Raw genomic sequence first — 13,798 nt, forward strand, 5'->3', positions numbered from 1 at the left:
ATGACCAGAATGAGACCGGTCCCAACACCCGGGTCGTTCGATGTCCACAATGAGCGTCGCGATGGCAGGCGCCCGTGATCACTCACCCGGAGCCAGCAAGGCCGAGATGACGTTGAAGTCCTCGATCAAGCCGTCGTAGAGACGGTCCACGGCCGCTCCCCAACCGGCGACATGCGCCGCAGCTTGGATGCCAAATGCATCCAGATCAGTCGCGAGTGAGGCGGCAAAGCCAGTTCCTGTCCGATGCGCAGCCTTCTGCCGGAGTTGATTCACTGCGAACAACCGCCGTAGTGCCGGAATGCGTACATCCTTGTTCCACTCAGCGACGATGTGTATGGAATCCTCGGGCCATCGGTGGCCGGCGCCCTTGCAGAGAGTCGCCAGCTGGCAGAGAGCGCCGAGCAACTTCATGCTCTTGAGTTCGACCAGTTGTTTTCTGTCGACGCCCATCTTGAGGACCATGTTTCGCAGCGGCGATTGCTGAACTGATTCCCACAGAATCACCAAATCGACTGCGCGATCGAGGAAGGCGTCGAGCGTGATGCTCAATGGCACCACTTGGGCAAGCGACGAGAGTCCCTCGATGAGCCACCACCCGCGATACGCGACGTCTGCACTGTCGTAGCCGCCGATTTCGGATTGAAGGAAGCTGAGACCGAGGCGCTCGGCTAGCTGAGTCAGCGTGCGCGTCATCGCGAGATGTGCCTCCACAAGCTCCTGCGCGCGAACCGCGATGTTCCTTCCGCCACTGCTGTCCCGATCGCCGTAGGCCGTCGCCTGCGGCACCGAAAATCGGTGCCAGTGCTCAATGACGGCAGGTGGACTGCCTTCGTAGAGTTTCTTGAGTTCTACCGCAATATGACTTCTACCTATGCGATGGCAGTAGCCTACCGACCATTGGCCTCGGTAGGAAACGCCGCCGGATGGCGGATGGATTTGGAATTCCGGGCGGCCCTCGTAGTCGCGCAGCACGTGGTCACTCACGTAAGCCATCAGGTGCTCACGGCCCGCGCGCTGCATCGTCATCGGTCCGGTGTAGTCGGGCCAGATCAGTGCCGGCTTGTCGACTGCGATCACGCGGCGCTCACCTCGAGCCAGGATGACTCCTCGACCCCAGACCTGCGCGAACTGGCGACCACGACCATCCACGTCATCACGATGAACTTGGAGATTGAGCAGTCGGCCCGGCAGATGAAAGTCTTCGTTATCCCGGCCTGCCATCACACGGTCGAACAATGCGTCGCCGTCGGACCATCGTTGCTCATAGTAGAAGGCGACGACGGCGGCCTGCTTGATGCGGCAATACTCGAGCAAATAGTCACGCCGGATCTCGACGAAAGCGCCCGGGCGCTCCTCCTTCGGTCGTTGATGGTCCCATACCGCAGACACACGCACCACGTCGTACACGGGGCCGTGAGGATCATCCCACGACAACTCCGACTCTCCAGTCTGCCGAGGCACAAGTCCGAACACCATCAACAGGCTGTTGTCGGGAATGACGACCTCTGTGTCACTACCGTGCCAGTTGTTGACCAAGGGTTCAAATCGGGTCTCGCGTTCGATTCCCTCGATCCAGAATCCGCCGCGATGCGCCGGCCCTTCATCGCCCACGATTGGCAAAGGGCCATGCGATTGGACCTCGTGCCCCGTGGGCGCGGTGGATTGCAGGACCTCTGTCAGCATGGAAAGGGGAACAAGCGCGGCGCTGACCTTCTTGTACCCTGCGAACCCTCCGATGGGTGCGTCTGAGATCTCACCGATCGTGACGTACTCGGCTCCCGGCTTGTCGTGCGCGAGGGCGAGGTGCGTGAGAGATGCCGGCCAGTACGCAGCTGGACTATCCACGCCCGGCAGGCTCGATACCGGGGGAGCGTGCGCGGTGCTGGAACCAACCGATTCCGGCGACGCGTCGACGACGCTCTCAGAGGCCGCATGGGGCGCAGCCGGGAAGAGGGAACGCACAAATTTTAGTATCTGCATAGAGGCTGACCTGAAAACGAAATTCCTCGAAGTTGAATCGGTCGCGGGCTGTGCGGCCGGGTAGTTGCAGCGGAGCCTGGACTCAATGTCCGCCTCCTCCCGGATTTTCGGCAGTGGTTACGCGCAGTTTCTTAATCGAGCCCAGAGGATCCCTTTTGGAAGGAGGAGCCATGAAGGTTGTTGCGGAACACGGCGCATAGCACTTCAAGATACCCAAGCCGCGCTTGACCTGAGCCTTCCTTTTATCTGACGGTGGAGATGTACGTGAAACGATCTGAACTGTATGCGTTGGTCTGGCAGACACCGCTTCGCCATCTGGGGCCAAATCTCGGCCTGTCCGATGTCGGACTCTCCAAGCTCTGCCGCCGATACGACATCCCTGTTCCGCCCGTCGGCTATTGGACCCGTCTCGCGGCCGGCAAGATCTGTATGCAGACCCCACTGGCGCCTTCCGACGTCGATCACGAAGTCCACTTGCCGGAGAAAGACACCACGGCGGCCCGTTCCTCCGACGCCACGAGGATCCAGCAGGTCCAGCAAGCGTTTTCCCGGGCCAGGGACGCCGTTGAGCTGCAGCCCATCGATGTACCGCCCTCGCTCGACCACTGCCACCCACTGGTGGCGAAGACCGCTCGCTTCTTCCAGTCCATCCAGCGCGAAGAGGCGACGTTGGCGGTGGAGGCGGAAGAAGCCAGGCGGCTGCGCAGGCCCTTCTTCGGCGCCATGTCGAGCCACAGGATGACCTCGGGCCGGTACACCTCTGGCAGCGGCTGCCTGCGCATCACCGCGACCCTCACCCAAATTGACTGGATTCTCCGTTTCCATGAAGCGCTCATCCGTGGACTGATCGCCGGAGGCTGTCAGGTCATCGCTGGCCGGGGAGACGCATCGAACACGGTTGAGATCCGGCGCGCGGGCGGCGCCATCAAGCTGAACTTCTCCGAACAGGTTGAGAAGATTGCTCACCCCAAGAGCCAGGATTTCCTCTTTCATCGAGATGAGTACAAGGCCCTCAATGGCTACAAGCTGAAGCTGGAGAGAGACTGGCACGTCATCGCCCGCCAGTGGACAGGCAGCCGCGAACAGCTGGAGCAACAACTCCCGGAGATCACGCGCGCCCTGATCGCATTCCCGGAAGCCGAAGCACTCAGGTCCAAGTTGCTGGCCGAAGAAGCCGCTATCCGACGAAAACAGGAGCGGGAAGCAGCCCGGGCACACAACATCGCGATGGCCGCAGAGCAGGTGCATGCGCAGCGCCGGGAGGCGCGGGCGAATCAACTGCCTCGCGCCGTCGCGGTCGGCCAATCCCTGGCGGCCTATCACAGTGCCCTGGATGTGCTGTCGTGCCTGGAGGGGATCGCCAGCGATCAGCCTGAGGATGACGCATTGCGTACATGGATCGCACTCGTGCGAAGCAGCCTCAGGGACCCCGTGCATGAACTGGCCGACGCGTTGCGTGTCGAAGCGGCTCAGCCGGAGCGGCCGCCTTGGTGGCCGGAATGAATTCCATCCCCTCCACCCCCACATCACACACCTTCGCGGAAACGATCAGAACCCAACATGGCCGAAAACCGCCGAATCCTTGCGCACCTTCCGATCGAGATGACCCCCCTCACGGGCCAGGGCGCGGAGGCCACCAAGGCCGCATTGCGATCGGCCATTCAGGTGTCGGCGATGAAGCGGCCGATGGGGTCGGAATTGCCGCCGGCCGGATAGGGAACGATGACGCGCCCGGCTTGCTCGGCCGGAGCGCCCGAGTTGCCGTCTCGAGTGTCTGATTCGCGGCGATCACCGACATAGACATCGAAGCTATCGATGTCCACTTTGAGCTAAACATCGAAAACAGCAACATGCGCCCATGTGGAAGCCCACCAGCCCCATCGTGAGCGTCGGCTGCCCCATCGCCGATCAGGAAGCTTGGTGGTACGAGTTCGAGTACGAACTCTGCAAACGGCGCGACGGCGCGGCCGGAGGTGACTGGCTCGTCAAGAGCGTTCATGCGCTTTTTTCGCTCGCCTCACGAGACATGCAACGGTTTCCCACGTGCATCGAGACCAGACCGCCTTCAAGCGGCACCCTACGGAAGTAACATGGCGGCCCGCCCCTTTCGATCGCCGGACGCCACAATGGACCTCAAGCAACTTCGCTACTTCGTGATGGTGGCCGAAGAGCTCAACTTCAGCCGGGCGGCCGAGAAGCTGCACATCTCGCAGCCGCCGCTGTCGCAGCAGATCAAGTCGCTCGAAGAAGAAATGGGCGTGGTGCTGCTGGTGCGCAATCGCCGCGACGTGCGGCTGACCGATGCCGGCACGGTCTTCCTGCGCGAAAGCCGGCTGCTGCTCGACCAGTTTCGCTCCGCCGTGAACTCGGCCGTGCGAGCCAGCCAGACCAACGCCGGCAGCATCCGCCTCGGCGTGGCGACTTCCGCACTCTTCAGCGTAATGCCGACGTTCACCGAACTGATGCGCTCAGCGTTTCCCAACGTCGAGGTGCTGGTGACCGACATGCAGTCGGACGACCAGGTCCGGGCCGTGTCGCAGGGCGCGCTCGACATCGGCATCGCACACGTCAAGCCCGAGCGCATGAACGTGAGCCGCCAGCAGGTCTTCACCGAGTCGTTTGCCGTGGTGCTGCCGCTGGACCATCCGCACGCCGACAACCCGCAGTTCACACTGGCCGACCTCGCGGATGCGCCGATGGTGGCGCTGCCCCGCACCCACGCGCCGACCGTGTTCGACGCCATCGTCGGCGCCTGCTCGGCCGCCGGGTTCAGCCCCAACGTGAAGCACTACGCGCGCAGCCCGCTGACCATCATGCAGATGGTGAGCGCGGGCTTCGGCGTGGCGCTGGTGCCGCGCTCGTACTGCGAGAGCAGCTACCCCGGTGTGCGCTTTCGGGACGTGCCTGCCGCCGTCGGCCGCATCCGGCTCGAAGTCATCTGGAGCGAGCGCCACGCCTCGGAGCTGACGCTCGCCGTCACGCGGCAGATCGTGCCGGCGCTCGTCAAGGCGCTCGGCACCGAGACGGCGGGCGACGCCTCCGCCTGAAGCGCCCAGTCTCGCTCAGCCCTGCGGCACGGCCACGCGGCCGTCGATCAGTTGCACCACAGCCGGGTGGTAGTTGGGTGCAAAGCCCGCATCGCGCGTCTTGCACAGCATCTCGTGCGCGTAGCTGGCGATGTGCGGCTCGAACCCGCCCGCGCGCGCGAGCGACAGCGCCAGCGCGGCGTCCTTGATGGCGTAGTCGACCGGGAACACCTTCTCGGGGAAGGTATCGGGCACCAGCGACTTCATGCCGTGGTTGCGCAGCACGAAGCTGTCGGCCGAGCCCTGCGAGAGCGCGTCGAAGAGCGCCTTGCCGTCGACGCCTGCGCGGCGGCCGATGGTCAGCACTTCGGACAGCGCGTTCACCGTCATCAGCACCGTGATGTTGTTGAGGATCTTCACGATCTGCCCGCAGCCCACCACGCCGCAATGCAGCACGTCGCTGCCCATGCAGGCCAGGAATGGGCGCACGGCGTCCACGTCGGACGGGGCGCCGCCCACGGTGATGAACAGCGTGCCCTGCACCGCCGCTTCACGCGTGCGCGCCACCGGTGCATCGACGAAGGCAATGCCGGCCGCAGCGAGCTTTTCGGCCAGCGCGCGCGTGCGCGCTACGTCGCTCGTGCTCATGTCGACGATCATCTTCGGCGCGGGCGAGGCGCGCATCAGGTTCTCGCACACGGGCTCAACCTGGTCGATCGAGGGCAGCGACAGGAACACGACGTCGGACGCCGCACCCACCGCCTCGACCGAGGCTTCGGCGATGCCGCCCTTGTCAGCCACGCGCGCGATGGCTTCGGGCGAACGGTCGAAGATGCGCACGGGCAGGCCCGACTTGCGCACGAGGTTGGCGCACATGTGCTCGCCCATCACGCCGAGGCCGATGAATCCGATGGTCTTGATTGGGGTCATTGGAAAGCTTCTTTCTGTTTGAATGAGTGGGGGGTGCCGGCGATCTGCATCACTCACTGGTCCAGCTTGATCTTTGCGGCGGCCACGATGTCCTTGTCCAGTGCCAGTTCACGCGCAATGAACGACGCGAACTCCGCCGGCGACGACAGCACGGGCTGGAAGGAAATGGCCGCGAGCTTCGACGAGACCGCGGGCGACTGCATGGCCGTCCTGATCTCGGCGTTGAGCCGCTCGACGATGTCCTGCGGCGTGCCGGCCGGCACCCACAGGCCGTACCAGCTCGGCATGTCGAAGCCGGGGAAGCCGCTCTCGGCCACCGTGGGCAGGTCGGGAAGAAGCGGCAGCCGCTTGGGCGTGGTGATGGCCAGCGCGCGCAGGCGCCCGCCCTTGACCAACGGGTAGGCCGAGGCCATGGGTTCGATCATGGCCGCGACGTGCATGCCCATCAGGTCGTTGAGCGCCGGGCCGCCTCCCTTGTACGGAATGATCGGCATGTCGGCCTTCGCCCTGACCTTGAGCAGCTCGGCCGCCAGGTGCCCCGCCGCGCCGTAGGCCGCGGTGGCCCACTGCACCCGGCCCGGCCGCTGGTGCGCATCGGCCAGGAGGTCCTGCAGCGTGCGGTACGGGCTGTCGGCCGACACGATCACCAGTTGCGGCAAGGCGCCGAGGTAGGTGATCGGCTTGAAGTCTTTCTCGGGGTCGTAGGTGGCCGTGCTCATGATGAGCGGGTTCACCACCTGCAGCGAAGCGTTGAGCAGGATCGTGTAGCCGTCGGCCGGCGCCCGCTTGACCTCTTGCGCGCCGAGCACGCTGTTGGCGCCGGGGCGGTTCTCGATCACGATGGCCTGGCCCATCTGGCGCTGCAGCTGCGGCGCCAGCGCGCGCGCCACAGCATCAACCGACCCGCCAGGCGGGAACGGCACGACGAGCTTGATGATGCGCGACGGGTAGGCTTGCGCGTGCGCGGGGTTCAGGCCGGTGAGGCCCGTGAGGCTGGCTGCCGCCGTCGCGGCGCCCGCCATCAGCACGGTGCGGCGCCGGAAGCTGGCCTGCGCCGGCAGGCTCGATGAAATCTTGGACATGGTGAGGTGTCTCCTGGTGCGCGCGAGGTCAGGCCTTGATGGCGAAAGGATCGCGCTCGGCGTCCGAGAAGTCGATCATCACGTTGCGGGTGGTCAGGTACTCATGCAGCCCGGCCTCGCCGCGCTCGCGGCCGATGCCCGACTCCTTGAAGCCCCCGAACGGCGCCTGCGCCGCCACCGCGCGGTAGGTGTTTACCCAGACCGAGCCGGCCTGCAGTTCGCGGCTCACACGCATGACGCGCGAGATGTTGCTCGACCAGATGCCGGCGGCCAGCCCGTAGCGGCTGTCATTGGCCATGGCGATGGCCTCTTCCTCCGTGTCGAAGGGAATGATGGCGAGCACCGGGCCGAAGATTTCTTCCTGCGCCAGTTCGCTGCGGTTGTTCACGTCGGCGAACACGGTCGGCTGCACGAAGTAGCCGGCGTCGAGGTTGCCCCCGACGGCGCGGCCGCCGCCGGTCACCAGCCGGGCGCCGGAGTCCTTCGCACCTTCGATCGCCTGCAGGATGCGGCGGAACTGCGGCTCGTTGGCCACGGTGCCCATCTCGGTGTCGGGCTGCGTGGGGTCGCCCATGCGGATCTTTGCCGCGCGCTCCGACACGCCTCGCACCACCTGGTCGTACACGCCGCGCTGCACCAGCAGGCGCGAGCCGGCCACGCAGGTCTGGCCCGTGGCGCCGAAGATGCCCGCCAGCGCACCGACGATGGCCTTGGGCACGTCGGCGTCGTCGAAGATGATGTTCGGCGATTTGCCACCGAGCTCGAGCGTGACCGGCACCAGCCGGCGGCCCGCGGCGGCCGCGATCTCGCGGCCCACGCCGGGGCTTCCGGTGAAGCTCACGCGCGCCACGCCCGGTGCGTCGACGAGCGCGCGGCCGGCCTCTGCGCCGCCCGTGATCACGTTGAAAACGCCGGGCGGAAAGCCCGCCTCCTCCACCAGCGCCGCGAACTCCAGCGTCGAGACCGAGGCGTGCTCCGAAGGCTTCACCACCACGCAGTTGCCCGCGGCCAGCGCCGGCGCGAGCTTGTTGGCCAGCAGCGCGAGCGGCGAGTTCCAGGCGGTGATGAGCGCGACCACACCGTAAGGCTCGTGCACCAGGTAGTCGAGCGTGTCGCGCTGGTCGAGCGGGATGTGCTGGCCGAAGAGCTTGTCGGCGTAGCCCGCGAAGAAGCGCAGCTGGCGCCCTACCCACTTCATCTGCGGCTCGGTCTCGCGCACGATTTTGCCGTTGTCGGTGCTCTCGATGACCGACATGCGCTGCGCGTGCGACTCGATGAGCCCGGCCAGCTTCAGCATCATCGCGGCACGTGCCACGCCGGAGGTCTTGCGCCAGGTCTCGCGGAATGCACGCCCGGCGGCGGCCACGGCGGCTTCCACATCGGCCACGCCGGCGTCGGGGATCTCGGCCCACACCTGGCCGGTGTAGGGGTTGACGCTGGGCAGCGAACGCCCGCTCGTCGGTTCAACATACCGACCGTCGATGTAGAGGCGGTGTTTCTTCATGAGGAAGTCTCCTTCGGGTTGTCTCGGTGTCGGGCCGGCCCCTCGGCGCCGCCCGGGTGGCTGCATGCCCACATTGTTGTGGGCGGAACTCTAGGGGGACCGCGTGGCCGCGGTCCAATATGAAAAACGTCTTTCACGTATTCGGCGCACTGGTGCCACCAAGGCGACAGCACGCCGCGGCGCTCAGCCCGGCGGTACGTGCCCCAGCCGGGCCGACAGCTTGCGCGCGGCCTGCAGCAGTGCCGTGGGCACGGGGCCGTCCCAGTCCGGCGCGAGCAAGTCGGCACGGCAGGTGGTGGACAGCGCCAGCACCATCTGGCCGCTGGCGTCGAACACCGGCGCGCTGAACGCGTTCACGATGACCTGGTGACGCAGCGACGGCGCCTCGCCGACCGAGCGCGCGATGCCGTGCGCCCGCGCCTCGGCGATGCGCGTGGCCAGGCGGCCGTCGTCGGGCTCGCCGGACATCGCCCGCGTTTCCAGCTCGCGGGCCACCGCCGACGCGGTCACGCCCGGGTCCATGAAGGCGGCGAAGGCACGGCCGGTGGCCGACTGCGTGAGGCTCACCACCACCCCGGTCTGCAGCGAAGGACTGACCGGCTGGCGCGACGGCTCCCAGCGCACGATGGTCGGGCCGTGGCTGCCCCACACGGCGAGCCCGAGCGTGCGCTGCCCGATCTCCTCGCAGATCTGCGGCAGCGCCGCGTTGGCCATGCGCACCGCCTCCAGCGCAGGCAGGCTCGCCGCGCCCTCCGGACCGCTGACGTGGCCGCCGAGGTCGTGCGCGAAGGTGACCTTGTAGCGCCCATCGCCGAAGGCCAGCGAGTCGCGCGGGGCGCGCTCGATGTGCTCGACGCGGCCGATGAACACGATGTGGTCGCCGCCCGGATAGGCCGCCACCTTGACGCATTCCAGGTGCGCCGCGCTGCCGTCGATGACGGGCACGCCGCCCAGGCCCGGGTGCACCGCGATGCCGCAGAACTTGTCGTCGCCGGACTTCGCGAACTGGTTGGCCACGTGCACCTGGTCGTCCGCCATGATGTTGACGACGAAGCGCTCCGCGTCGCGAAAGGCCGGGTGGCTGCTCGAGGTCATCGATTGGCTCCACAGGATCAGTGGCGGGTCGAGCGACACCGAACTGAACGAGTTGGCCGTCACGCCGTACGGTTTGCCGGCGCTGTCGATGGTGGTCACGACGGTCACGCCCGTGGGGAAGGCGCCGAGCACCTGCCGGAGTTGTCTGCTGTCGAAGTTCATGGAAGGGTCTCCCGGTGGCACAGGGCCGCGACGTCACGACGCGCGCGGCGGTAGTCGATGAGTTGGGCGATGGTGATGATGCGAAGGCCGTGCGTGCGCGCAAAGCCGAGCAACTCGGGCCGGCGGGCCATCTCGCCGTCGGCGGCGACCAGTTCGCACAGCACGCCGCCGGGTCGGCGGCCGGCCAGGCGCACGAGGTCGTGCGCAGCCTCGGTGTGGCCGGGCCGTTCGAGCACGCCGCCGGGGCGTGCGCGCAGCGGGAACACGTGGCCGGGCCGCACGAAGTCGCCGGGCTCGGCGGCCGGGTCGGACAGCGCACGCAACGTGGCCGCACGGTCCGATGCGGAGATGCCGGTGCGGATGCCGTGCTTCAGGTCGACGCTTACGGTGAACGCGGTCTGGTGCGACTCGCCGTTTTTCTCGACCATCAGCGGCAGCTGCAGGTCGTCCAGCAGCAGGCCGGGCAGCGCCACGCACAGCAGGCCGCTGGTGTGGCGCACCATCCATGCGATGGCCTGCGGCGTGACGGCGTCCGCCGCAATGATGAGATCGCCCTCGTTCTCGCGCGATTCGTCGTCCACGACCACGACGAACTCGCCCCGGCCGATGGCGGTGATGGCCGACTCGACGGCGTCGAATCCGGCGGCCCGGTCCGCGCCGAGGGGCCGTTTCAAAACACATGTTTCCTGCATGAGCAACTCCGTTTTCGACTGCATGGCGGGCAGTGTAGGAACGGGGTTGGTGCACCACAAATCGCCAGGATCAATGGATCTATACGCGCTGGAAATGAGTGCGCCGCGGCCCTGCGATTCGAATTATTCGCCCCGCCTATAGGTTCATCAGAGCGCAGAAATTGACGCTCGGAGAGGCCGGACAAATACTCGATTCGCGCTCGAAAAGGCACGAACCATCGCTCAAAGGAAAGCAGCTCGATGAACACCACCGCACGTCAGATGACGCTCATTGCATTCATGCAGGCCCAGAACTGCTCCAACTACGCCGGCTCCTGGCGCAACCCGTCGAGCATGACGGATTGCATGTCGCCGGAGTACTACCAGCGCATTGCCCGCACCCTCGAAGAAGGCAAGTTCGACATGGCCTTCTTCGACGACCGGCTCGCCATGCCCGACATCTACGGCAACAGCCACCGCGAGACAGTGGCGCACGGCGTGCGGGCGATCAAGCTCGAGCCCACCTCGGTGCTCATGGCCATGGCCATGGCGACGTCGAAGCTGGGCCTGGGCGCCACCTACTCCACCACCTACTACGAGCCGTTCCATGTGGCGCGGCTGTTCGCCACGCTCGACCTCATGACCAAGGGCCGCGTCGCGTGGAACGTGGTCACCTCGATGAACGACTCCGAGGCCGCCAACTTCGGCGCCTCCGAACACCTGGAGCACGACCTGCGCTACGACCGCGCCGACGAGTTCATGGAAGTGGTCATGGGCCACTGGGACACCTGGCAGGACGGCGCCATTCAGTGGGACAAGGCCAGCGGCGTGTTCGCCGACCCCGACAAGGTGCGCCGCCTCGACCACGAAGGCCGCTTCTTCAAGTCGCGCGGCCCGCTGTCGGTGCCGCGTTCGCAGCAGGGCCATCCGGTGATCCTGCAGGCCGGCCAGAGCGGGCGCGGCATGGCGTTCGCGTCGCGCTGGGCCGAACTGGTGTTCGCCAAGTACCCGACGCTGGAGAACGGCCGCAAGCAGTACAAGGCGCTCAAGGACGGCATCGCGAGTGCCGGCCGCGACCCTTCGCTGGTGCGCATCGCACCCGAACTCAAGATCATCGTGGCCGAGACGGAAAGCGCGGCGCGCGAAAAGCGCGACCTCATCGCCAGCCTGTCGCGCCCCATCGACGGCTTGACCATGATCGGCGAGACGCTCAACATCGACTTCTCGGGCCGCCCCTACGACGAGCCCTTCACCGACGCCGAACTGGCCGCCGTGTCGTGGCAGAGCCTGCGCGACAAGGTGGTGCAGGTCAGCGGCAAGAAGAACCCGTCGGTGCGCGACTTCGTCGAGTCCTCGGGGCGCGGCACGCTCAACGACGGTCCCTGCTTCGTCGGCACCGGTGCCCAGGTGGCCGATCAGATGCAGGAATGGTTCGAAAGCGCCTGCGACGGCTTCGTGCTGTCTGCCACCGAAGTGCCGGGGACCTACGAAGACATCGTGCGCCTGGTCGTGCCGGAACTGCAGAAGCGCGGCCTGTTCCGCAAGGAGTACGCCGGCACGACGCTGCGCGAGAACCTCGGCATCGTGCGCCCCGGCGCCGGCGACTGGCGCAAGGTGGCCTGATGGCGGCGAACCACGCAACGCAGCCGAAGACCGTGCGCATGATGTCGGCCAGCGGCATCCTCGGCTACGGCTTTCCCGAGAGCTCGCTGGAGGCCGCGCTGGCGCGCAAGCCGCACATGATCGGCGTCGACGGCGGCAGCTCCGACCCCGGCCCGCACTACCTGGGCTCGGGCAAGACGCTCAACTCGCGCATGGCGATGAAGCGCGACCTGTCGCTGCTGCTGCGCGGCGCCATCCGCAACGGCATCCCGATGATGGTCGGCACCTGCGGCGGCGCGGGCGGCGAGCCGCACCTGCAGGCCTGCGCCGACATCATCCGCGAGGTGGCGCGCGAGCACGGCCTCAGCTTCAAGATGGCGCTGATCCATGCGGAGCAAGACAAGGACTTCCTGCTCGAACAGCTCGAAGCCGGCAAGGTGCGCGCGCTCGGCCATGCGCCCGCGCTGCGGCCCGAGGACATCGAAGGCGCCGAGCGCATCGTCGGCATGATGGGCCCCGAGCCCTACCGCGCGGCGTTGGCCGCCGGCGCGCAGGTGATCCTCGGCGGGCGCGGCACCGACCCGGCGCCGTGGGTCGCACTCGCCATGCACCACGGCCTGCCCGCGGCACCGGCCTGGTATGCCGGCAAGATGCTCGAATGCGCCTGCAACGCGGCCATTCCGAAGAAGCACGACTGCCTGCTGGTCACCGTCGGTGAAGACTTCATCGAGGCCGAGCCGCTCAACCCGGAGCTGCGCTGCACGCCGATGTCGGTGGCGGTGCAGGCGCTGCACGAGAACGCCAGCCCGGTGATCCGCTACGAACCCGGCGGCATCGTCGATTCGAGCGACTGCCAGATCGAAGCGCTGACTGACCGCGTGGTGCGCGTCAGCGGCATGGCGTGGAAGCCCGCGCCGTATTCCATCAAGCTCGAAGGCGCGCGGCGCGTGGGCTTCAGCGCGATGGCCATGGCCGCCACGCGCGACCCGGGGCTGATCGGGCAGATCGACAGCTTCCTGGAATTCGTGCGCGGCTCCACCGCCACCAAGGTGAGCGCACTGGGCATTGCGCCCGCCGACTACCAGCTCGTGCTGCGCGTGTACGGCCGCGACGGCGTCATGGGCAGCTGGGAGCCGTCGCGCGATGCGCAGCCAGTGGAACTGGCGCTGATCGCCGAGGTCGTCGCGAAGACGCAGGACATCGCCAACGCGGCGCTGTCGCTGGCGCGCGTCACGCTGCTGCACTCGGACTTTCCCGGGCGCATGTGTCGCGAGGGCAACATGGCCTTCCCCTTCTCGCCGTCGGACATCGAACGCGGCGCCATCTACGAATTCATGCTGCAGCACGTGGTCGAGATCGACGATCCGCTGTGCATGTTCCCGATCGAGTACGAAGACGTGCGAGGAGCCGAATGACCCGCCTCAAAGACATTGCCAAGGCCTGCAAGAGCAAGAACGCAGGCCCGTTCCACATCACGCTGGACATCATGTTTGACGACCCGGCGCTGTTCGAGCGCGTGCGCGCCTCGGGCGTGATCACGCCGGCGCTGATCGCAGGCCTGTACGGCGTGGCCCCTGATGCGGTGCTGTTCACCGAGTACCCGCCCGCGCTGGCGTGGAAAGCCACCCTTCCCCGCCGGATTCCGTCGGGCGCCGTCGGCGATACCGACGTGTACGGTGCGCAGCAGCATGCGCCGCTGCTCGACATCGACATTCCGATGTAAACCTGGCACGCAGACGACCAGGC

The 13,798-nt window shown here is 66.7% G+C and carries 12 protein-coding genes; 5 read left to right on the forward strand and 7 right to left on the reverse strand.

The genetic code is table 11. The features are described from left to right. Positions 1 to 78: 78 nt before the first annotated feature. A complete protein-coding gene (locus AC07OX_RS05245) occupies positions 79 to 1,980 on the reverse strand; it encodes a hypothetical protein (protein WP_495260147.1) in 1,902 nt (633 codons plus the stop codon). Positions 1,981 to 2,244: 264 nt separating this feature from the next. On the opposite strand from AC07OX_RS05245, the gene AC07OX_RS05250 reads away from it, so the two are divergent. Further along, complete coding sequence (locus AC07OX_RS05250; RefSeq protein ID WP_495260148.1) at positions 2,245 to 3,483, forward strand: hypothetical protein; 1,239 nt, start codon at positions 2,245 to 2,247, stop codon at positions 3,481 to 3,483. Positions 3,484 to 3,641: 158 nt separating this feature from the next. Here the strand turns inward: AC07OX_RS05250 and AC07OX_RS05255 are convergent, their stop codons facing one another. Further along, positions 3,642 to 3,803 (reverse strand): hypothetical protein, encoded by a 162-nt coding sequence (locus tag AC07OX_RS05255; protein ID WP_495260149.1) that lies wholly within the window; start codon positions 3,801 to 3,803, stop codon positions 3,642 to 3,644. 303 nt (positions 3,804 to 4,106) lie between these two features. Here AC07OX_RS05255 and AC07OX_RS05260 point away from each other — a divergent pair, with 303 nt between their 5' ends. Further along, on the forward strand, positions 4,107 to 5,027 hold the full coding sequence (locus AC07OX_RS05260; RefSeq protein ID WP_495260150.1) for a LysR substrate-binding domain-containing protein: 921 nt from the start codon (positions 4,107 to 4,109) through the stop codon (positions 5,025 to 5,027). Between the two features lie 15 nt (positions 5,028 to 5,042). Here the strand turns inward: AC07OX_RS05260 and AC07OX_RS05265 are convergent, their stop codons facing one another. The 5 genes from AC07OX_RS05265 to ribB form a co-directional block, all read right to left on the reverse strand. Then, the gene (locus AC07OX_RS05265) at positions 5,043 to 5,936 is read right to left on the reverse strand and encodes an NAD(P)-dependent oxidoreductase (protein WP_495260151.1); all 894 of its coding nucleotides are present in this window, start codon (positions 5,934 to 5,936) and stop codon (positions 5,043 to 5,045) included. A gap of 53 nt (positions 5,937 to 5,989) precedes the next feature. Further along, complete coding sequence (locus tag AC07OX_RS05270; RefSeq protein ID WP_495260152.1) at positions 5,990 to 7,018, reverse strand: Bug family tripartite tricarboxylate transporter substrate binding protein; 1,029 nt, start codon at positions 7,016 to 7,018, stop codon at positions 5,990 to 5,992. Between the two features lie 28 nt (positions 7,019 to 7,046). Further along, positions 7,047 to 8,522, reverse strand: a complete 1,476-nt coding sequence (locus AC07OX_RS05275; RefSeq protein WP_495260153.1) for an aldehyde dehydrogenase — start codon at positions 8,520 to 8,522, stop codon at positions 7,047 to 7,049. A gap of 183 nt (positions 8,523 to 8,705) precedes the next feature. Continuing rightward, the gene (locus tag AC07OX_RS05280; protein ID WP_495260154.1) at positions 8,706 to 9,779 is read right to left on the reverse strand and encodes a flavin reductase; all 1,074 of its coding nucleotides are present in this window, start codon (positions 9,777 to 9,779) and stop codon (positions 8,706 to 8,708) included. Beyond that, the gene (gene ribB / locus AC07OX_RS05285; RefSeq protein ID WP_495260155.1) at positions 9,776 to 10,453 is read right to left on the reverse strand and encodes a 3,4-dihydroxy-2-butanone-4-phosphate synthase; all 678 of its coding nucleotides are present in this window, start codon (positions 10,451 to 10,453) and stop codon (positions 9,776 to 9,778) included. Before ribB ends, AC07OX_RS05280 begins: the two co-directional genes overlap by 4 nt. 258 nt (positions 10,454 to 10,711) lie before the next feature. Here ribB and AC07OX_RS05290 point away from each other — a divergent pair, with 258 nt between their 5' ends. Genes AC07OX_RS05290 through AC07OX_RS05300 form a run of 3 tightly spaced genes read left to right on the forward strand, consistent with a single transcriptional unit; the run spans position 10,712 to position 13,775 of the window. Next, positions 10,712 to 12,073, forward strand: coding sequence for an LLM class flavin-dependent oxidoreductase (locus AC07OX_RS05290; protein ID WP_495260156.1), 1,362 nt, complete (start codon positions 10,712 to 10,714; stop codon positions 12,071 to 12,073). Beyond that, complete coding sequence (locus AC07OX_RS05295) at positions 12,073 to 13,467, forward strand: acyclic terpene utilization AtuA family protein (protein WP_495260157.1); 1,395 nt, start codon at positions 12,073 to 12,075, stop codon at positions 13,465 to 13,467. The genes AC07OX_RS05290 and AC07OX_RS05295 overlap by 1 nt, the downstream gene beginning before the upstream one ends. Further along, positions 13,464 to 13,775 (forward strand): DUF4387 domain-containing protein, encoded by a 312-nt coding sequence (locus tag AC07OX_RS05300; RefSeq protein WP_495260158.1) that lies wholly within the window; start codon positions 13,464 to 13,466, stop codon positions 13,773 to 13,775. The genes AC07OX_RS05295 and AC07OX_RS05300 overlap by 4 nt, the downstream gene beginning before the upstream one ends. Positions 13,776 to 13,798 lie beyond the last annotated feature (23 nt).

Source organism: Variovorax sp. GW821-FHT09D07, from assembly GCF_059416345.1.